The 20670-nt window shown below is 40.4% G+C and carries 15 protein-coding genes; 7 read left to right on the top strand and 8 right to left on the bottom strand.

Annotation, left to right across the window (positions count from 1 at the left end):
- Window positions 1–67 precede the first annotated feature (67 nt).
- The 6 genes from WN50_RS14265 to WN50_RS14290 form a co-directional block, all read right to left on the bottom strand.
- Window positions 68–319 (bottom strand): hypothetical protein, encoded by a 252-nt coding sequence (locus WN50_RS14265; RefSeq protein ID WP_200906280.1) that lies wholly within the window; start codon window positions 317–319, stop codon window positions 68–70.
- Between the two features lie 253 nt (window positions 320–572).
- On the bottom strand, window positions 573–1673 hold the full coding sequence (locus WN50_RS14270; protein WP_046278834.1) for a hybrid sensor histidine kinase/response regulator: 1101 nt from the start codon (window positions 1671–1673) through the stop codon (window positions 573–575).
- 72 nt (window positions 1674–1745) lie between these two features.
- Window positions 1746–2864 carry a hybrid sensor histidine kinase/response regulator gene (locus tag WN50_RS14275; protein WP_046278833.1) on the bottom strand — a complete coding sequence of 373 codons (1119 nt, stop codon included), beginning with the start codon at window positions 2862–2864 and terminating at the stop codon, window positions 1746–1748.
- Between the two features lie 87 nt (window positions 2865–2951).
- Entirely contained in the window at window positions 2952–4634 is a 1683-nt protein-coding gene (locus WN50_RS14280; protein ID WP_046278832.1) for a two-component system response regulator, read from the bottom strand.
- Window positions 4635–4667: 33 nt separating this feature from the next.
- On the bottom strand, window positions 4668–6401 hold the full coding sequence (locus WN50_RS14285) for a two-component system response regulator (RefSeq protein WP_046278831.1): 1734 nt from the start codon (window positions 6399–6401) through the stop codon (window positions 4668–4670).
- A gap of 70 nt (window positions 6402–6471) precedes the next feature.
- The gene (locus WN50_RS14290; RefSeq protein ID WP_049559533.1) at window positions 6472–7329 is read right to left on the bottom strand and encodes a sensor histidine kinase; all 858 of its coding nucleotides are present in this window, start codon (window positions 7327–7329) and stop codon (window positions 6472–6474) included.
- A 389-nt stretch (window positions 7330–7718) separates the two neighbouring features.
- Between WN50_RS14290 and WN50_RS14295 the strand changes: the two genes are divergently transcribed.
- The 3 genes from WN50_RS14295 to WN50_RS14305 all read left to right on the top strand — a co-directional run bounded on the left by WN50_RS14295 (window position 7719) and on the right by WN50_RS14305 (window position 15358).
- On the top strand, window positions 7719–13571 hold the full coding sequence (locus tag WN50_RS14295; protein WP_046278830.1) for a PAS domain S-box protein: 5853 nt from the start codon (window positions 7719–7721) through the stop codon (window positions 13569–13571).
- 260 nt (window positions 13572–13831) lie between these two features.
- Window positions 13832–14491: an SDR family oxidoreductase gene (locus WN50_RS14300; RefSeq protein ID WP_046278829.1), complete on the top strand. Its 660-nt coding sequence runs from the start codon at window positions 13832–13834 to the stop codon at window positions 14489–14491.
- Between the two features lie 6 nt (window positions 14492–14497).
- Window positions 14498–15358, top strand: coding sequence for a glycoside hydrolase family protein (locus tag WN50_RS14305; protein WP_200906281.1), 861 nt, complete (start codon window positions 14498–14500; stop codon window positions 15356–15358).
- 10 nt (window positions 15359–15368) lie between these two features.
- On the opposite strand, the gene nfi is transcribed toward WN50_RS14305, so the two are convergent.
- The gene (nfi, locus tag WN50_RS14310; RefSeq protein WP_046278828.1) at window positions 15369–16049 is read right to left on the bottom strand and encodes a deoxyribonuclease V; all 681 of its coding nucleotides are present in this window, start codon (window positions 16047–16049) and stop codon (window positions 15369–15371) included.
- A gap of 160 nt (window positions 16050–16209) precedes the next feature.
- On the opposite strand from nfi, the gene WN50_RS14315 reads away from it, so the two are divergent.
- The 4 genes from WN50_RS14315 to mtnB all read left to right on the top strand — a co-directional run bounded on the left by WN50_RS14315 (window position 16210) and on the right by mtnB (window position 19597).
- Complete coding sequence (locus WN50_RS14315; RefSeq protein ID WP_049559537.1) at window positions 16210–17118, top strand: FecR family protein; 909 nt, start codon at window positions 16210–16212, stop codon at window positions 17116–17118.
- A gap of 44 nt (window positions 17119–17162) precedes the next feature.
- Window positions 17163–17729, top strand: coding sequence for a 1,2-dihydroxy-3-keto-5-methylthiopentene dioxygenase (locus WN50_RS14320; protein ID WP_046278827.1), 567 nt, complete (start codon window positions 17163–17165; stop codon window positions 17727–17729).
- Between the two features lie 64 nt (window positions 17730–17793).
- Complete coding sequence (locus tag WN50_RS14325; protein ID WP_046278826.1) at window positions 17794–18960, top strand: RuBisCO large subunit C-terminal-like domain-containing protein; 1167 nt, start codon at window positions 17794–17796, stop codon at window positions 18958–18960.
- Between the two features lie 13 nt (window positions 18961–18973).
- Window positions 18974–19597, top strand: a complete 624-nt coding sequence (mtnB, locus tag WN50_RS14330; protein WP_046278825.1) for a methylthioribulose 1-phosphate dehydratase — start codon at window positions 18974–18976, stop codon at window positions 19595–19597.
- 228 nt (window positions 19598–19825) lie between these two features.
- Here the strand turns inward: mtnB and WN50_RS14335 are convergent, their stop codons facing one another.
- Window positions 19826–20389, bottom strand: a complete 564-nt coding sequence (locus tag WN50_RS14335) for a transposase (RefSeq protein ID WP_046278824.1) — start codon at window positions 20387–20389, stop codon at window positions 19826–19828.
- Window positions 20390–20670 lie beyond the last annotated feature (281 nt).

The raw sequence follows: 20670 nt of genomic DNA on the forward strand, positions 1-20670 counted from the left end.
CCCCCTCCCCTGCCAGGAGAGGGGAAAAGAATTCTTAGTATTAAATGCTTAGATGGAGTGAGAATCGTTAACCTTCACCCCCTTCGCCACCTTCGCCGCCATCATCATCATCGGAATCTTGTTCTTGTTCAGCTTCTTCGCCAGCTTCGCCCCCTTCAGGAGCGGGAGCGGGAGCCACTTCTTCTGTGGTTTCTCCAGCTTCGCCCCCTTCGCCCCCTTCTTCAGAGTCGCCGCCAACTTCACAGCCTGCTAACGGACTTATCAAACCCAATAATAATGCTAAACTAACAGCTTTTGCAGCGATTTTTTTGTCTGTCATTCTAACCTCACAATTAAAGAACGTCTAGTAAGCGATCATCAATTTCCAGAATTTAGCACATTCTCCTAGAATGTCGAGTTTTTGAACAAAAGTTTACATAAAATTCAAAATTAATCTTCATTTTTATAGACTGAAAAACAACAGCAAAATCAAGCCAATCTATTAATACAAGGGTTAAGAAGTTCAAGCTTTTGACGTTCACCTTTATATTTTATGAACTCAAGTATCCTCCTCAAATTCCGGTTGAAGACTTTTAAGATTGATCAGGTGTCGGGAGTTCAACTCGCACAGTGGTTTGTTGATTGGGTTCGCTTTCAATCATCAATTTTCCGCTATGTAACTCGACTAAACGCCTGACAATACTCAAACCCATTCCCGATCCTTGTTGTTCATAAAGTTTGCGTTCAAATTGTAAATAAGCACCCATTGTTTGAATGTGTTCCGGTGTCATTCCCCGTCCTTTATCGATAACAGAGAGAATAAATTTATCCTTCTCTACTTCAGTTTTCACGTAAACAGGTGTTCCGGGTTGGGAGAATTTAAACGCATTATTCAGCAATTCTTCGACTAATTTTGCGAGTCGATTCGCAGCCATTTGTACGGGAGAATCTTGAAGTTTGAGCTGTAAATCAGCTTCTCGATTAAACTGTCGAGCTTGTTCTTGAGCAGCATCATCAATCAGGGAATCTACAGAATTGACAGAACTTTTTTGTAACGCTTGAATTCTCTGATTATTCGTCGCAATCAGTTCTAAGTCTGCATAGAGTAAAAAGTTAATAATCAGGCGATTGAGGCGTTGGCTAGAGGTGCGAATATCTTCCAAGATCATTCGCATCTCGGCAACATCAAGATCTTCTAATTCTAATAAGAGTAATTCGGTATTTCCCAAAATACCATTAAGCGGGGTTCGCAGTTCATGGGGTAAAGAATGGGTAATACTACGCCGTAAATCATCCAGTTTGATCTCAGATTGCTTCTCAAAGATCTCCTGCTTTTTTAGCCGGGTTCTAACTGCCTCCAATAATTCTTCTGCGGTGCAAGGTTTGGTTAAATAGTCATCTGCTCCTAACCCCATTCCTTGACGAATATCGGAGTATTCAGCCTTAGCCGTCAGGAAAATAAACGGAATTGTCGCTGTCGTTGAGTTAGAACGTAAAGCACTTAAAACCCCATATCCATCGAGTTCAGGCATCATCACATCACAGAGGATTAAATCCGGTAAATGTTCACTCGCCTGTTGAAATCCAATGCGGCCATTTTCAGCACTGATCACTTCAAAGTCTTCTATCTCTAACAATTCGACAATATTTTCTCGAATGGCTTCTTCATCTTCGATGACTAAAATTTTACTCATAATTCTAATTTTTTTTGATTTAAAGGCACTATTAAAAGGTTTGAGTTACCTGATTTTTATTATATCAATCATTCAACCAAGATTAACAGAAGATTCAACCCAGGGAAGGATCACGGTGAAGGTTGTCCCGGTTCCGGGTTCACTCTCAACGGTGATTTCGCCTCCGTGCAAGTCTACCGCCTGTTTGACAATGGACAAACCCAGTCCTGTTCCTTTAATCTCGCCGACGTTTGAGGCTCGTTCAAAGGCTTGAAAGAGCTTATCTTTGTACTCCGGAGGCAGTCCAATTCCTTCGTCTTGAACCCGAAAGGTGACTTTTTGAGAGTCTTGGATGAGATCAAAGTGAACAGTTCCCCCATCAGGAGAATATTTAATTGCATTAGACAGTAAGTTCGCTAAAATATGATTGAGGAGCTTTTCATCTAACATAACCTCTCCCTCAAAATCCGATTTATAGTTAAACTCAAGCCGATGTTTTTCAGTAAGTAAAGCTTGAAAACCATCTGCTAAATTAGAGGAATACTGTCTCAAATTCAGCGATACAGGTTGGAAGACCATTTTACCCGACTCGGATCGACTCAACAGTAACACATCTTCGAGCAACTGATTCATATTTTTTATCGCTGATTTTATGCGATTAAAATGTTTAGATTTTTTATCCGTTGTTAATTTTTGATCATAATTTTCCAGTAAATCAGCCGACATTTGAATCGCCGATAAAGGCGTTCGTAAATCGTGAGAGGCTATCGATAATAATCGGCTTTTTTCTTCTTTGCTCAATTGGACATTTTCTAAGTTCTTTTGTGCCTCCAGTTGGGCTTGATGTTTTCGCAAGGCTAACTTAATGGTGGCGTGAAGTTCTCGCTCTTTATAGGGCTTCAATAAATAGCCATAAGAACCTGTTTGTTCGGCTCTATCTAATGTGCTATCATCCGCATAAGCCGTCACATAAATCACCGGAATATTAAAGCGTTGATGCAAGAGTTCAGCCGTCTCAATTCCGTCCATCTCGCCTTTGATGACGATATCCATCAAGACTAAATCCGGTTGAGTTTCTGCAACTTTTTCTAGAGCTTTTTCACCGGAAGATACAATATCAACAACAGTATACCCTAATCTTTGCAGTTTTCGGGCTAATCCTTTGGCAATTAATAGCTCATCTTCGACAATCAAAATTTTAACTTCGCTCATAATTAATCACCCGTTTTTTGAGGAAAAGTAGAAATAGGTCTATTTGTCTATTATAGGAACAAATTGAAGAATCTCAGCTAAAAAAAATCAGAAAATAGACCATTTTCTCAAAAGTTTCTGAATCTCAGACGCTGAGACTAATGAAACCTGCTGTACTTCATCACATTTTTGCTTTTTTAACAGGTTGAGTTGTTCGTCAGTCTCTACTCCATCTGCAATTACTTTCAATTTTAAACCTTTGGCGATAGAACTGATCATATCAATTACAGTTGATCTGACTGAAAGGGTTTGTAGTAAGCTAGAATCCAGTTTGATTCCATCTAGGGCGAGTTCTCCTAAATAACTGATCGTCGCGTGTTCTAAGTTAAACTGACTGATGATTGTTTGAATTTTCAGTTGTTTGATGTTCATTAGTTGAGCCGCCAGTGCATTCAAATTTTTAGCATTGGCAATCAAATCAGCAGAAATTTCTAATGCTAAATGAGCCGAATCCACTCGTGATTCTTGACACCAATCCGCTAATTTTTTCAGGCTATTATTTTCGGTTAATAACGATTCGGGATAGGGAACCGCCACTTGTAAAAACAACCGGGAATTTTGCCAAGCTTTGGCTTGTTCAAATGCGGTTTTTAAGATCCATTCACTAACGGTTATCGTCAAACCTGATTCGGCAATTAAATCAGAAATTCTCGTCTGAGAAATTTCTCCAAATTGGGGATGATTCCAATAAATTGCTGTTCCAACACCGACTATTTTTTTGCGGCGAATATCGAGGCGAGGTTGATAATAAACTTTTAATTCTTGACGTTCCCAAGCTTGGCGAAAATCAGCCATCAGTTGAAACTGTTGAGACAGATCAGAACCAAACAGAGGCTGAGTATAAATTTGATAGCGATTTCCTCCTAATTGCTTGGCTTCTCCCATTGCAATACCCGCCTGTCGTCGCAACTCTTCTAACGTCGAACCATAAGGATAAAAAGCAATCCCAATCGTTGCCGTGATCGGAATTAATTTTCCGCCTAAATGAAAGGGTTCGCTAACTAAATTGAGCAAACGTTGAGCCAGATCAGCAACACTGGAAGTCTGAGAAACGGCGGGTAAAATGATCGCAAATTCATCCCCATTTACACGAGCCACTTGAGAACCTTCTACATTCTGAATAAACTGATTCAATCGTTGGGCTAATTGTTGGAAGATTAAATCTCCATTGGGATAACCTATTGCTTCATTAACACGTTGAAATCGATCTAGCCCTAACAACAAAAAGGGAACTAAATTTTTTTGATTGTTTCGTTGAGCGATCGCTTGTTGTAAAGAACCATCAGTTTCTAAAGCTTGGAGGTTGAGTAAGCCTGTGAGTTGATCATAACGTTCTAACTGTTTAATGTGTTCTTGTTGTTGAGCGGTTCGTTGAAGTCTTGCGGCGATCGCATCTAATAATTCTTCACTGCTACAGGGTTTCGTGAGATAATCATCTGCACCCAAATTCATCCCTTGTCGTAAATCGGTTCGTTCGGTTTTAGCCGTGAGAAAAACAAAGGGAATATTAGCGGTTTCAGGATGCTTTCTTAACTCCATTAAAACGCCATAACCATCGAGTTTAGGCATCATTACATCACAGATAATTAAATCAGGAATAATATGTTTTGCTTGTTTTAATCCTTCAATTCCATTGGTTGTAGTCTCCACCTCAAAGCCTTCTAGTTCTAAGAGTTCAGAAATATTTTCTCGAATGGCTTCTTCATCTTCTATGATTAAAATTTTCGTCATTTTGGATAACTCCTTTGAATTTAATCGCGGTAATTATGGTTGACTTTTTAAATGCTGACCCTTTTCAAATAAAGCGAGAAACTCCTCCGCAGGTAAGGGACGACTGAATAAATAGCCTTGAATGATATCACAGTGATATTGTTGTAATAAATCTAATTCTTCTTGGGTTTCTACCCCTTCCGCGACGACCTGTAAGTTAAGCTGATGAGCCATTTTAATCACCGCTTCAACAATCACTTGATTTTTAGAATTTTGATCCAGATTTTGAATAAAGCATCGATCTAACTTCAAGACATCAAAGGGAAATTGTTGTAAGTAGCTGAGAGAGGAATATCCGGTTCCAAAGTCATCAATGGCAATTTGTAAGCCTAACGCTTTGAGATGATTGAGTTTTTGAATTGAGGCTTCTTCATGCTCGACTAAAAAACTTTCAGTTAACTCTAATTCTAAACAAGTCGGAGGTAAACCTTCAGCTAATAAAATTTCTAATATTTTTTGACGAATATGAGGAAGATTAAACTGACGACCCGATAAATTCACCGCGATTTGCATGGCATTTAAACCCAGTTTATGCCATGCTTTTGTCTGTTTACAAGCGGTTCTTAAAACCCATTCACCAATCGGTTCGATTAAGCCACTTTCTTCGGCTATCGGAATAAAGACAGCCGGAGAAACAAAGCCTCGCTTACTCTCAAACCAACGAATCAGAGCCTCTGCTCCCATAATTTTACCTGTTTTTAGATCGACTTTGGGTTGATAATAAAGCTGAAGTTCATTTCGATCTAAAGCTCGTCTGAGATCGGTTTCTAAAGCAATTTGATCATGATCTTTCGTTTCCCAAGAGGCTTGATAATATTCATAGCGATTTCCGCCTTTTTGCTGAGATTGACTGACTGCGGTTTGACTTCGATCTAGGAGTTGATCGATTTCGTCCCCATCACGAGGATAAAACGCTATACCGATACTGAAGGTTAGAAAAACTTCTTTATCGTAGATAAAAAAGGGTAAAGATAGGTTTTTGAGCAACATCTCTGCGAGTTTAAACGCAGTATTTTGATCGGTGATGGCCTCAAGAATTATCACAAATTTTTCTTCATTTAAGTGAGAGACTTTGGCTCGGTTTCTGAGCTGCTGAATCATTCGTTCTCCCACTGCCTTGAGAAGACAACTACTCGCATCATATCCCCAGGATTCATTGATGCGTCTGAACCGATCTATATTGACAGAAATAATGGGAATCAGCCTATATTGATCAGGGTTTAGGCTTTGTTTTACATTTTCAAATTGTTCTCGCAGGCCTAAACGATTGGGCAGATTTGTAATATTATCAATATAGATTAATTGCTTGAGTTGCTCTTGCACTTTCTGTACTTGACTTTGATAGTGCTGTTTGACGATGGAATGTTTTTCCAGTCGAACTGTAATGGCTTTTAAAAGTTCGGTTGCCGTACAAGGTTTACTAATATAGTCATCAGCCCCCAGTTCCATCCCTTTCCGAATATTGCTTCGATCTGCTAAAGCCGTCATAAAGATAAAGGGAATGGTAGCCGTTAAGGGATCACAACGCAGTTGTTGTAAAACTGCATATCCGTTTAGTTTAGGCATCATTACATCACATAAAATCAGATCGGGTTGATGTACTTGAGCTAGCTTTATTCCTTCTTCGCCATTTTCTGCTTCCCACACCTCAAACTCTTCGACTTCGAGCAACTCTTTAATATTAATTCTAATCATTTCTTCGTCTTCTATTATTAAAATTTTTTTCATTGTTCTCCCCAAAATAAACATAAAAAATGATAAATTTACAAGATGATAAGCTTTGGGAAAATCAGTTCACTCAATCACAGTTTTGAATGATTACCGTTTCACAAGTTTTCAACGGTAGAATAATCGTGATTTTAGTCCCAACATTTTCTTCACTTTCATAGCTAATTTGACCTTGATGCAGATCAACTATTTTTTTAACGATAGATAATCCTAAGCCAGTCCCCGATATGGTGCCGACATTTGTACCTCGATGAAAATGAGTAAACAAACGCTCTTGATCTTTTTGGGGAATGCCAATTCCTTGATCTTTTACTTTTAATACGGCTTGATTATTTTCCGTGATTAACTCTAATTGTATTTGCCCTCTTTCTTGAGAATATTTCAGGGCATTATCCAGTATGTTTTTTAGCATTTGTTTGATTAAATTCTCGTCTAATTTTACTTTATTTTCCCCTCCAGAGCTTGTAAAAAAAATCGGATTATTGGGAAATTTTTGTTGCATTTTTTCAACGAGATTTGAACAAAGTTTTTCTAAATCTATTGGAGTGAAATTAATCTCCGAATCCCCGGAATCTAACTTACTGACAATCAAAACCTCTTCCAATAAACTTGTCATTTGTTCAATTCCCTGTTTAATACGCAGGAAATGGTTGTGTTTTTTCTCCTCCGAAATCTTATTACTGTAGTTTTCCAGGAGTCCGGCCGAGAAGGAAATGGTTGTGAGTGGAGTCCGAAATTCGTGAGAAACCGTAGTAATAAAACGTGATTTCAACTCGTTTAATTCATGTTCAAGTTGTTTCAGTTCATAATAATGATTTTCTTTCATTTCTTGCATTTCGCTTTCGAGATGATCAATGATTTTTTGTAAATCATCAATAGATTTGGAGGATCTTTTAACGCGCTTAAAATCATCTTTATTTTCAATCATAATCAATACCCAACTCAATACAACAACTCAGAAATCGAATTTTCCGAACTATAGCATAGTTTGATTCAAGCCTAATTTTTTAGATTTATTTTTTTAAAAAACTCGGGTTTGTCTTGAATAGAACTAGATCAGTAGAGATTCAGAGCAAGCACTGCATCAAATAGAACAGATAACCAACTAGGTCAGACGTTGAGTGTGATAACTGAATGATTTACTGACTCAATAGACCTGAAGCTTGCAACTGAAAACTCTTGTTTCTATCTTAGTTCATCAGGAACAGATTAAATTTAAAATTTGTAACCTGCTCAAGCCCAGTCGTCACTAGAGTCTACTGACTCAGGCTAAGATTAAAATAGATTAAATAATATATACTTAGTTTCAAATCACCTATGGCAATGGTCATACAGCCCGATCTTTTGCCGATCTACTCCATAAATCTGGAAGAGATTATTGAACGCCGTCCGCTTGTGGTTGAGCCTCACACCTCTATTTTAGAAGTTTTGGCTCAAATGAATCAAACGGCAGGTTCGAGTTGCTCCATTTCCCAGTCTCTATCCGAAGGAACCCTTAAAGCTTCAATTTCAGCAAACAGCTATGCTTTAGTGATGGTGGGTGATCGGATAACGGGTATTTTTACGGAGCGAGATGTCGTGCGTCTAACGGCTTCAGGAAGTCATCTTCACACCTCTATTGCTGAAGTGATGACTCAACAGCTTCAGGTTCTGCATCAGGCTGAATACCGGGGTATTTTCACAGTTTTGTCACAATTTCGACAGCATCAAATTCGTCATCTTCCGGTTCTCAACGATCAGGGGAAATTATGGGGCGTGATCACAAAAGAAAGTCTCAGCCAAGCCCTCAAGCCCGCCAATCTCCTAAAAATGCGTTCTGTCGCTGAGGTGATGAATACTCAAGTCATTGATGCACCTCCAAGCACTTCAGTCTTAGAAATCGTGCAGTTAATGGCGAGATCTGGGGTGAGTTGTGTTGTGATTACGGAAACCCAAAGCAGCATCGGCGATCAAAAGCCGTTCAAAATTCCCGTCGGGATCATAACAGAACGAGATATTGTTCAATTTCAAATTTTAGGTTTAAATTGCGATCGCTTGTCTGCTGAAGAAGTGATGAGTCAACCGCTCTTTACCATCAAACCGGATGAGAGTTTATGGATAGCCTATCAACAAATGCAACCCAAATCGATTCGTCGGCTCGTCGTCACCGGAGAACAGGGAGAACTGCAAGGTTTACTCACACACAGCCATCTCATCCAACCGTTAGACCCCGTAGAACTATATGGCGTTTTTGATGTTTTACACCAAAAAGTCTGTCACCTCGAACTCGAAAAACAGGAGTTCCTCAAACATCAACAAATCGAAACTGAACTGAAAATTCGCGCCAAACAACAAGAAGCGATCGCTCATCTGAGTCAAGTCGCAATCAATCAAACTCAACTCGACAATTTACTCACTGAAGCCGCTGCTTTAGTCGCCCAAACCCTAGACATTGAATACATTGAAATTCTCGAACTTCTCCCTAACCAAGCAACATTTTTACTGAGAAACGGTGTGGGTTGGGGAAGCGATTTAATCAAACAAGCCAGGATCTCCGCCAATTCACAAACTCAAGCGGGCTATACCCTCAGCACAGGTGAACCCGTGATCGTTAGCGACTTACGAGTGGAAACCCGTTTTAAAGGGACTCCTATGCTCCACAACACAGGTATTGTCAGTGGGGCGACGGTGATTATCGCTGGAAAACAGCATCCCTTTGGCGTGTTAGGCGTTCATTCCCAGCAAGAGCGAACCTTCTCACCCGATGACCTCTACTTTTTACAAGCGATCGCCAATATTATCGCCTCTGCGGTAGAACGACTCGAAGCCGAAGCCGAACTCAATCAATTTTTTCATCTGTCTCTGGATTTGTTTTGTATTGCGGGAACAGATGGCTATTTCAAACGCATCAACCCCCGATTTCAATATCTCCTTGGCTACAGCGAAGCAGAACTATTATCTCAACCCATGTTGAGCTTTGTTCACCCCGAAGATCAAGCCAAAACCCAGTCCGAGTTAGAACACTTAAGCCAAGGAATTCCCGGGACTTATTTAGAAAATCGCTATCGATGCAAAGACGGTTCCTATCGCTGGTTGTCGTGGATATCAACACCATTAGAACAGGGTTTATTGTATGCTGTCGCCCGCGATGTGACCGAACATAAACAGTTTGAACAAGAATTACAAGCCAGTCAAAGACGCTACGCCACCCTCACCGAAGTTTCTCCTGTGGGGATATTTCATATCAATACTCAAGGGGAATGTCTCTACGTCAATCAACGTTGGTGTGAGATAGCCGGGTTGTCTCCTGAAGAAGCGCTCGGGAATGGATGGATAAAAGCCATTCATCGTGAAGATCGAGAACAAGTTTCTCAGCAATGGCATGAAGCCGCTCAACAAAAGAAACAATTTAAATGCGAATATCGCTTTCAACGCCCTGATTCTAGTATTATATGGGTCTATGGTCAAGCCACAGCAGAACGCAATTCGAGTGGAGTGACGATCGCTTATGTTGGGACGATTACTGATATTAACGAACAGCAAGCTGCACTTCGTGAACGCAAACAAGCAGAACTCGCCCTCCAACATCTCAATCAACAATTAGAAGTGATGGTCGAGCGACGCACCACTCAATTAAAGCAGATAAACCAACAACTTTTCAAGGAAGTTCGAGAACACCGTCAAACTGAAGCCGAACTGAAACAGAGTCAGCACTTTATCCAAAGTATTACTGATGCGACTCCGAATATTCTCTATATTTATGATCGGATTGAGCAACGAAATATTTATGTCAATCGGGAAATAGAGATCCTTTTAGGTTATACTCGCCAACAAATTCAAGACATGGGCGATCAACTGTTTTTGAATATTATTCATCCCGAAGATTTAGCAAAACTTCCCGCTCATTACCTGAAATTTGACACCGCTAAAAATAATGAAATTATCGAAATAGAGTATCGGGTTAGGGATGTCAAGGGAAACTGGCATTGGTTACTCAGTCGAGATACAATATTTACTCGTACCGCCGGGGGTAAACCGAAACAAATTCTCGGCGCTGCATCGGATATTACCTCACGCAAAAAAACGGAAGAACAGTTACGTTTGAGTGAACGAGCGATCGCGGCGAGTAGTAATGGAATTGTCATCTCTGATGCTCGTTTAGAAGATCATCCAGTAGTTTTTGTCAACCCCGCTTTTGAAAAAATTACCGGATATTCAGCCTCAGAAATTATCGGAAGAAATAGCCGTTTTTTACAAGGAGCGGATTACGATCAACCGGGACTGGAACGGTTACGTGCTGCATTCAAAAATCAAGAAAGCTGTACCGTTGTCCTTCGCAACTATCGCAAAGATGGGAGTTTATTTTGGAATGAATTAAACGTTTCGCCGATTTACGATGATCAGGGAAATATCACCCACTTTTTAGGAATTCAAAATGATGTTACTGAGTCCAAACTCGCCGAAGAACGACTGCGAAAACAGATCAAACGAGAACAACTGATTAAAACCCTGACTCAACGCATTCGAGAATCTTTAGATCTCAATGAAATTCTCAATACAACCGTCACCGAAGTTAAGCAGGTACTAGAAACAGATCGAGCGTTAATTTATCGTATCTTTCCAGATGCGACGGGTTTTGTGATCGCTGAAGCCCTTAATTCCGGTTGGACTCCCATCCTCAATCAAACCTTCCCCGAAGAAAATTTTCCCTCAGAATGTCATCAAGATTATCTTCAGGGTAAAGTCTGCGTCATCTGTGATATTCAGCGAAATAAAGTGTTACCTTGTTTAGTTGAATTTGTTGAGCAGTTTAAAGTCAAAGCTAAAATTGCGGTGCCGATTATTCAGCAAAATACCTTGTGGGGATTGTTGATTGTTCATCAGTGTTCAAGTGAGAGAACATGGCTCGCAAAAGAGATTGATTTACTCAAACAACTCGCCAGTCAGTTAGGAATAGCGATTAAACAATCTGAACTCTATAACCAACTGCAAACCGAACTAAAAGAACGTCAAGAAGCACAACAAGCCTTGCTGATGAGTCAAGAACGATTAGAATATTTGCTGTCTTCAAGTCCAGGGATTCTCTACAGTATTGAAGCCCAAGGAGAGAACCGCACAACCTTTGTGAGTCAGAATGCTTTAAGTGTTTTAGGTTATGAATTTTATGAACTCCTGAAACCCGGATTCTGGTTTGAGCATCTTCATCCAGATGATATTTCTCGGATTACAACAACAGGATTAGCACCGTTATTTAAGCAAGGATATTACAGTCACGAATACCGTTTTCTACATGGTGATGGTAGATATCGTTGGATTTATGATCAGTTAAAATTGGTGCGAGATGCGGCGGGTAAACCGTTAGAAATTATCGGCTATTGGATTGATATTAGCGATCGCAAACAAGCCGAAATGGAGTTGCGTGACCTCAGTAATGCGATGCAAAATACAGTTGAGGGAATCTCTCGACTTGATCCGCAAGGGCGTTATGTTACAATTAACCCCGCTTATGCTCATATCTGCGGTTATGAACCCGAAGAATTAATCGGGGTAGAATGGTCAAATACCGTTCATCCTGATGAAATTGATCGCTTAAATCAAGCCTATCAGCAAATGCTGAGAACGGGAAAAGTAGAAGTTGAAACCCGAGGCGTTCGCAAAGATGGTTCCTATTTCTATAAGCAAGTTACGATGGTCAGCGCCTACGATGATCAGGGACAATTTAGCGGTCATCATTGCTTTATGAAAGATATCAGCGAACAGCAAGCTGCACTTCGTGAACGCAAACAAGCAGAAGAACAACTGAAAGCCACAAACGAACAATTGCAAGCCGTTTTAGATGCGGTTCCAGGGTTTGTTTCTTGGGTGAGTTCTGATCTGCATTATCTAGGCGTGAACCGCCAACTCGCTAGCGCGATGAACCTAACTCCAGAAGAATTTATCGGTCAAAAGGTAGGGTTTTTAGATCCTTATTCGTCAGCGTTTAGTCAGTTTTTTGAACAGTTTTTCAGCGATATTAAAAGTAGCACTTATCAAGTTTCCTTAGAAATTAAAATTGCCAATGAAGCCAGATTTTATTTACTGGTTGCTCAAAAATATAATCAAGATCAAGCGGCGATTTTGGTGGGAATTGATATCACCGAACGCAAGCAGATCGAAGAACAACTGCGAGCAACGACTTTTCGGTTTAGTACCTTGATTGAAAACTTACAATTGGGGGTTTTAGTTGAAAATGAAAATCAAGAGATTGTGTTAGTAAATAAAACCTTCTGTGATTTATTGCAAATTCCAATTGCTCCTCAAACCCTGATCGGACATCATTTTTCTCATTGGATTCAAAACTATCAAGATTTATTTCCCGATCATCGTCAGTTTATCCAACGATCTCAGGAGATTATCAATCAAGAGAAAATCGTCACCAATGAAGAATTGAAAGCTATAGGTGAACGTGTGTTTGAGCGAGATTATGTTCCGATAAAGAGCCAACAGCAATATCAAGGACATCTTTGGATGTATCGAGATATTAGCGATCGCAAAGAAGCGGAAATACAGTTAAAGAACTCCTTACGAGAAAAAGAAATTTTACTCAAAGAAATTCATCATAGAGTCAAAAATAATTTATTTGTGGTCGCGAATTTGTTAGAGTTTCAGTCCGATTACTTTGATGATCCGAAACTGATTCAAGCCCTAGAAGATAGCAAAAATAGAGTGTATTCAATGGCGTTAATTCACGAAAAACTCTATCAATCAACCAACTTATCTCGGATTGATTTTGGAGAGTATCTCGAACAGTTAATTTATCATTTGCTAGAATCTTATAGCGGGATTGATGAACGGGTTGAGTTTGAAACCGAAATCGAACCGGTTTCCTTAAATATTGAAACGGCTCATCCCTGTGGGTTAATTGTCAATGAGTTAATTTCTAATGTCTTTAAACACGCCTTTCCCAACGGAAGAACAGGTAAAGTTTACTTCAAACTCCATCAAAATTCCCAAGGAATTATCACTCTAAAAATTCAAGATAATGGAATCGGTTTTCCGGCGGATATGGATTTTCACAATGTTGATTCTCTCGGGATGGAATTAATCTGTACTTTAACCACTCAACTTGAGGGAAATCTCGAACTGATTCCCTCAGAAGGAACGACTTTTGAGTTAACCTTTTCTGAACTCGAATATCGACAACGCTACTAAAGCTCATGGCGTGAAAACATCTATAGCAGAAATCAGGAGACAGGAGACAGGAGACAGAATTGAAACCTTTATCATAAAAGGATTTGACAGAAAAACAGTGTCCTAATCAACTCTTTCTCTGCTATATCCTAAGATCAATGCTGTCCCCTATCCCCTGTCCCCTGTAACCGAATTGCCCCTTGCCGAGTGCAAATATTCAAGTCTTTGATATAAGATCAAATTGAGTAATGTAGATTTATCTACCAAACAGGATCAGAGAGATGAAAGCATTTGTAGCGGGTGCAACGGGTCAAACGGGTCGGCGTATTGTCCAGCAACTGGTTGACCAAAATATTCCAGTACGGGCTTTAGTTCGCAACTTGGAAACGGCTCAAAAGATTCTTCCCAGCGAGGCAGAATTGGTTGTAGGAGACGTTCTTCAACCCCAAAGTTTAAAAGCGGCGATCGCCGACAGTACGGTGTTGTTGTGTGCCACAGGCGCAACTCCGAGCTTTGATCCAACCGGACCCTATAAAGTAGACTACGAAGGGACGAAAAATCTTGTAGAGGTTGCTAAACAAACAGGCATAGAACATTTTGTATTAGTCTCTTCGCTGTGTGTCTCCCAGTTTTTTCACCCTCTCAATCTATTTTGGCTGATTTTGGTTTGGAAAAAGCTTGCCGAAGACTACATTCGTCAGAGTGGTTTACCCTATACGATTGTTCGTCCCGGCGGTTTGAAGAACGAAGACAATCAAGATACAATTGTGATGAAACCAGCCGATACCCTGTTTGATGGCAGTATTCCCCGAACGAAAGTGGCTACTGTTTGTGTCGAAGCATTGTCTATTCCAACGGCACGTAATAAAATTGTCGAGATCATTGCCAAGCCAGAAGGAACCCAACCTTCTTTTGAGCAGTTGTTCGCCACTGTGGTTTAAAGCTTCATGCGTCGTACAAAAAGAACCAGAAGCCGAGTTCAACCGCTAAATCTACAGCCGGGAACTCCGATTCAATTTCAAGATATTACCTCTGCATCGGGCAGTATGGCAGCCTTTGCCATGAGGGAACGTCGCCAAAGACGGACGGGTAGCCGAGGTCGTTTTCTGCAACGCCTGATTTTGATGAGTTTGGTGTTGGCTGGAATTGTGGTGTACTGGCCAGAAGCGCAGATCGATCAATATGCCGGAGATCAACTGGATATGGTTCTCGAAGAAATTAATCGAGATATTGATCGCAGATGGCCGCCTTTAGTCATGGAAGGCGGTGATCCCTATGTACGGGCTTTGATGCGAACGATCTCCGCGAGTGAATCAAATTCCTCTAAGCCCTATCATGTCCTCTATGGTGGGCGTCATGTTTCTGATCTGGCTCATCATCCCGATCGCTGTGTGACGATTGTTGTTGGCCCGAATAAAGGACGCTGTACAACTGCCGCAGGTCGCTATCAACTGTTAACCGACACTTGGGAACGAATTGCTTATCGCTATCATCCTGAACCGAGTCAGTTTTGGTTTCGCCAACCCTACAGTTTTGAAGCGAAATATCAAGATATGGTGGTTTACCGTTGGTTAACGGATGTGGAATTTTGGGAAATGGATATTGCTCAAGCGTTGCGTGCGGGCCAACTGAGTGAGGTCTTACGTTCCCTCTCAGATACTTGGACGAGTTTAGGATATGGGATTGAAGATAATGTGATGACTCCCTATTTACCTAAAATTTATGAGGAGATTTTACAGCGAGAATTGGATGCTGTGAATGCTCCGCCGGGATCGAATCCCTATTCTTCGTCTTCAACATTAGATTGATTTTTCGGGGTTAATTTGATTTATTCTCGTCGGATTTTGAAGCTAAATAATCCGCCCAACGAGTGGTTTCGGGTAAACGATATTTCGGCGTACATTGCAATACATAATTAATAGCCGTTTCTAAGCTAATTCGATGACCCGCAGACACATACAATGGCTTAACATTGGTTCGCGATCGCACCACCGCCCCGATGACTTCTCCGCCATCTATTAAGGGTTGCCAACTTCCCTTTTCTGGAGGTAATTCTTGATGAATTCCTATCAATCTTGACTTTGCCGCCCCAATGGTGGGAACATCTATTAATACTCCTAAATGACAGGCTAAACCAAAGCGTTTCGGATGGGCAATTCCTTGACCATCACAGATGATTAAATCGGGGGTAATTGTCAGTTTTTCTAAGGCATCTAAAATCACTGGAACTTCCCGAAACGATAAAAAACCCGGAATATAAGGAAAGGTTGTTTTACGTTGAGTAATCGCTTGTTCTTGCAGTTGTAAATCGGGAAAACTCAACACCGCCACGGCAGCCTGAGAAATGCTATAATTGTCTAAAAATCCGACATCAACTCCCGCTACATATTGAATAGAGTTGAGTTGATCGGTTGTCACAACTAAAGATTTTAACTGGTCTTGAATGGGGATGGCTGCTTCTGCGGTTTCCGGCCAATTCTGGGGATGTTGAATCTTCATTTGTTGATCCCTTAGTATTTTTTGGACTAATACTGTTATATATAGCACTTGGCCTGATCGCGAAGACACCAAAAACCCGGTTTCTCAAAGAAACCGGGTTTTTTACTTTTAGGCTGAAGAAACGCTATAGTATTTTTAAAGTTAGTTTTGAGGGTTAAGGATGAATTTATTATCTCACAAACAACTTAGAATCTTAACCGGGGTAATGTTGGCGTTGTCTATTCCTTGGTTTACGTTAGATGTTGCCGTTGCAAATCCGATTCTAGAAACCGTTCAAAGCTTAGAAACTCGCGGATTAACGATAGAAGAAATTAATGGAAAATCGGTTAGTCTCAACGGAGAACCCGCCCAAGTTGGAGATATTTTAAAAGTTGGCGATCAAATTAGCACGGGTAAAGATACTATTATTAATTTGCGAATTGATAGTTATATTGGTTTAGTTGAAGTTGCCGAAAATACAACCGTTGAAGTGAAAACCCTTTCGGGTGAAGCCGGAATTGATCCTAATCAAATCACCGTTTTATCCGTAACAGCAGGACGAGTGAGATTATCGATTTCTCGGTTTGTGAGTTCCCCTTTTTGGAGTGAAACCATTCCTCAAAATCAACGCCAAAATTCAGTCACAAATTCTCCCTTTAGAATCGAAACCCCGACGACAATTATCGGAGTCCGAGGCACCACATTTGGAGTCAATGTCGCCCCCGATGGAAGAACAGCAATTCACAGTCAAGAAGGAATAGTTGGAGTTGTCACCGACGGAGAAGAAGTTAAACTAGAAAAGGGTCAAGTTGCTATTGTTACCCCCGCCGAAAAACCAACAGCAGTCGCCAATATTCCCCCCTTATCTCAACTGCGAGTTAGAACTTTAACAAGATTGGGTTTAGAAACGGTACAATTGCGAGGAACAGTCGATCCGATGGATTTAGTGTATATTAATGATCAACCGATTCAAACGGATGCTGGGGGAAATTTTGACTTCATCGGACGTTTACCCGTGAGTCGGCGTTTAGAGGTAACAGTACGGGGGCCATCGGTAAGAGAACGATTTTATGTCATTGCCGTTCCTTAGTGCTAAATTATTAATTATGTGTTTTGTAAGGGAAGATAGAAACAATGGCAATTTTACAATTAGAAGACGGAAGGACTTACACCCAACTTGAGGATATTTCTCGCAGGTTAGAACCGTTGAATGTGCGGTTAAATTATTGGCCGGTTAGACAACACCCGGAATTCCAGGCTTTGTTAAATAAACCCGCTTTAGATGAGACTGAAAAAGAACAATTGCTTCAGGGATTAGATCATTATTTTGAACAGTTAAAACAAACCGATGGTTATCAATCTCGGGATTTAATTGCGTTACATCCTGATATTCCCAATCTTGATTCATTAATGGCAAAATTTGAAAGTTGTCACACCCACGCCGATGATGAAGTCCGCTACATTATTGACGGTGAAGGGGTGTTTGGGTTTGTTTGTCCCGATGGTTCCCAGATGGAATTAACCATTCAACCCGAAGAGTATATTAATGTTCCAGCCGAAAGCGAACATTGGTTTCATTTGACTGATAAAAAGCGCATTAAAGCGGTGCGTTACTTTATCACGACAGAGGGTTGGGTTCCCGAATATACGGAAACAAAAATTCGCATGAATTCTCAAACCAACTCGTTAGTCATGGGTTAAAATAAAATCCCCCAATCTTGAAAGAGAACGGGGGAAATGAGTTCATTTTGTGTTAATATTAAAGATGACTATTGAAGTAGATTATCGCTTTCCTGCGGGTGTTGATGCGGAACGTCAAGCGAAAGTCATTGCTATCGGACAAACGGCTGGAACTTGGGATGCACGGTTTAGTCACCGAGAAGAAATTATGCGATCGCATTTGGGGGAAGTTCTCGGGATTAAAACGAATAAAAAGGGAGAATATATTGCAACGATTTGCTTTCCAGAAATTAACGTCGAAAATGATATTGCTAGCCTGCTGACGATGATTTTTGGCAAGTATTCAATGGCAGGTGTCGGTAAGGTTGTCGGCTTGCGTTTAGATGAAAATTATGGCAAGTTTCCTCAGTTTGGAATCGAGGGAATTAGAAAACTATTAAATGTGTATAACCGCCCCTTAATTATGGCAATTTATAAGCCTGCTTTGGGGTTATCTGCTGCCGATCATGCTAATATTTTAGAACAGGTGGCGTTTGCGGGGTTGGATATTATTAAAGATGATGAAATCATGGCAGATTTAGACGTCGCCCCTACGTTAAAACGCTTAGAAGCTTGTTATCCGGTTTTGGAACGAGTTAAAAAAGAAACCGGGCGAACCGTTTTGTATGCGGTAAATGTCACGGGTTCAGCCACAGAATTAATAAAAAAAGCTAAAATGTTAGTTCAAAATGGGGCAAATGCTCTATTATTAAATGTGCTAACTTATGGGTTTTCCGTGTTGGAAGCATTAGCCGCAGATCCAGAGATTAATGTGCCGATTTTTGCCCATCCAGCGTTAGCGGGGGCGATGTGTGCTTCATCGGATACAGGGTTAGCTTATTCGGTGGTTTTAGGAACATTAATGGCGCATGGCGGGGCGGATGCGGTGCTTTATCCGGCGCATTATGGAAGTTTACCGTTTGATGCGGTAGAAGAAGGTAAAATAAGAGATATTTTGCGATCGCGAAATGTTTTTCCGGTGCCTTCTGCGGGGATTCATCCGGGTATTGTTCCCCAAGCTTTAAAAGATTATGGAAATGAGGTTATTTTAAATGCGGGAACCGGAATTATGGATCATCCAGAGAATCCATCAGCAGGTGTAAAAGCGTTTTTTGAAGCGTTAGAACGATGTCAAAATCAACAATCTTTTGAACTAGAAAATGTACCAACTGGGGCGTTACGTCAAGCCTTGGAAAAATGGGGAAATAAATAAGGAAAAAACAGAGATGAACAGCGATCCACGTCAAGATTTAATCACCGCTTCTCGTCAATTTTATCAACTGGGTTGGATGGCGGGAACGGCTGGTAATTTGTCTGCTAGAGTCGAGGATGGGAGTTTTTGGATTACCGCCAGTGGCAAACAAAAAGGCAAGTTAACCGAAGAAGATTTTGTGCGCGTTTCTCTGCAAGGAGAGGTGATAGAAAACCCAAATTTAAAGAATCGCCCCTCCGCAGAAACGAGTATTCATCAAGCTGTTTATTCGTTGTTTCCTGATGCAAAAGCTTGTTATCATGTTCACTCTGTAGAAGCGAAACTGGTGACAAACTTTACCGAAGGCGATCACTTGAATTTACCCCCCATTGAAATGTTAAAAGGGTTAGGGGTTTGGGAAGAACATCCGAAAGTCGTGATGCCTGTGTTTAAAAATTACTTAGAAGTGTCTAAAATTGCAGAAGAAATTGGCGATCGCTTTAAACAATCAAAACCCGATGTTCCAGCGTTATTGATTAGAAATCATGGGGTTACGGTTTGGGCAAATTCAGCCTTTGATGCCGAAAATTATATTGAATTAACAGAATATATTTTCCGTTATATTGTGGCAGCGCGTCAAGTCGGAGTGAACCATTAATCTTGACTTCAACCTAAAATAAACTGCTTTAGCCCTGAAACCCGACTAAAGCAGCTAAAACTATCTCAATGGAATTCAATGCTACTCAGCCTCTTGTCAAAGATTTAACAATTGAGCGTGAGCAAATTATATGGTAGCACCTAGTTGAAGATTTGGCTAGTTCTTTAGACAAATTTTCCAAAAACCAAGTTTCTCCAAAAACCCGCTAACTTCTGCAAAACCGGGTTTTTATTCTAAAGTTAAGTGTTGAATCAAAGATTGTTCAATTTCTGATTCAACAAAAAGACGGTAGGAATTCTGAGTCGTAAATTGTGAGAGAATGATCTGAGGATGAGGTAAATAACCGTCTCTTAAGCCAATATATTCAAGATAACTTGAAAACTCCCAAGCTTCAGGCTTGTTGACTAATTTCGCGGCTACAGGGTTTAAATGAATGTATCGAGATAAATGCAATAAATACTCGTTTTTATCTACATGAACAGCTTGAAAACGTCCTTGAAATAGTGAACCCAATCGATTATAGCGTTTGTTAATTGCTTTCGTATAAGATAGAGAGAACTTTTGCATCATCTCTGACATATTATCGGTTTTGAGATACACTAATAAATGATAATGGTTAGGCATTAAACAATAGGCAACTATTTCTATTAAGTCGGGATTAAAAAAGTTACGAATTTGCCGTAAGAAGAATAAGTAATTTTCTCGTTCAAAAAAGATTAACTGTCTGTTATTGCCTCGATTATAAAGATGATAATAGTTACCTTGATAAAATTGAACAGAACGCGAGGGCATCAGATTGAGTTCAAAACTTTGATTTTATTATATCTTAAAACTATTCCAAAAAACAAGTTTCTCCAAAAACCCGGTTTCTTTGAGAAACCGGGTTTTTCAACACCTATCAACCCGGCTTCCTAGAAGTTACCGGGTTTTTCAACACCTATCAACCCGGCTTCCTAGAAGTTACCGGGTTTTTCAACACCTATCAACCCGGCTTCCTAGAAGTTACCGGGTTTTTCAACACCTATCAACCCGGCTTCCTAGAAGTTACCGGGTTTTTCAACACCTATCAACCC

It is taken from the genome of Limnoraphis robusta CS-951 (assembly GCF_000972705.2).

What these genes read in the sequence shown, in the direction of transcription:
- WN50_RS14265 (WP_200906280.1), bottom strand. Translation starts at nt 319, where the DNA reads ATGACAGACAAAAAAATCGCTGCAAAAGCTGTTAGTTTAGCATTATTA.
- WN50_RS14270 (WP_046278834.1), bottom strand. Translation starts at nt 1,673, where the DNA reads ATGAGTAAAATTTTAGTCATCGAAGATGAAGAAGCCATTCGAGAAAAT.
- WN50_RS14275 (WP_046278833.1), bottom strand. Translation starts at nt 2,864, where the DNA reads ATGAGCGAAGTTAAAATTTTGATTGTCGAAGATGAGCTATTAATTGCC.
- WN50_RS14280 (WP_046278832.1), bottom strand. Translation starts at nt 4,634, where the DNA reads ATGACGAAAATTTTAATCATAGAAGATGAAGAAGCCATTCGAGAAAAT.
- WN50_RS14285 (WP_046278831.1), bottom strand. Translation starts at nt 6,401, where the DNA reads ATGAAAAAAATTTTAATAATAGAAGACGAAGAAATGATTAGAATTAAT.
- WN50_RS14290 (WP_049559533.1), bottom strand. Translation starts at nt 7,329, where the DNA reads ATGATTGAAAATAAAGATGATTTTAAGCGCGTTAAAAGATCCTCCAAA.
- WN50_RS14295 (WP_046278830.1), top strand. Translation starts at nt 7,719, where the DNA reads ATGGCAATGGTCATACAGCCCGATCTTTTGCCGATCTACTCCATAAAT.
- WN50_RS14300 (WP_046278829.1), top strand. Translation starts at nt 13,832, where the DNA reads ATGAAAGCATTTGTAGCGGGTGCAACGGGTCAAACGGGTCGGCGTATT.
- WN50_RS14305 (WP_200906281.1), top strand. Translation starts at nt 14,498, where the DNA reads ATGCGTCGTACAAAAAGAACCAGAAGCCGAGTTCAACCGCTAAATCTA.
- nfi (WP_046278828.1), bottom strand. Translation starts at nt 16,049, where the DNA reads ATGAAGATTCAACATCCCCAGAATTGGCCGGAAACCGCAGAAGCAGCC.
- WN50_RS14315 (WP_049559537.1), top strand. Translation starts at nt 16,210, where the DNA reads ATGAATTTATTATCTCACAAACAACTTAGAATCTTAACCGGGGTAATG.
- WN50_RS14320 (WP_046278827.1), top strand. Translation starts at nt 17,163, where the DNA reads ATGGCAATTTTACAATTAGAAGACGGAAGGACTTACACCCAACTTGAG.
- WN50_RS14325 (WP_046278826.1), top strand. Translation starts at nt 17,794, where the DNA reads ATGACTATTGAAGTAGATTATCGCTTTCCTGCGGGTGTTGATGCGGAA.
- mtnB (WP_046278825.1), top strand. Translation starts at nt 18,974, where the DNA reads ATGAACAGCGATCCACGTCAAGATTTAATCACCGCTTCTCGTCAATTT.
- WN50_RS14335 (WP_046278824.1), bottom strand. Translation starts at nt 20,389, where the DNA reads ATGCCCTCGCGTTCTGTTCAATTTTATCAAGGTAACTATTATCATCTT.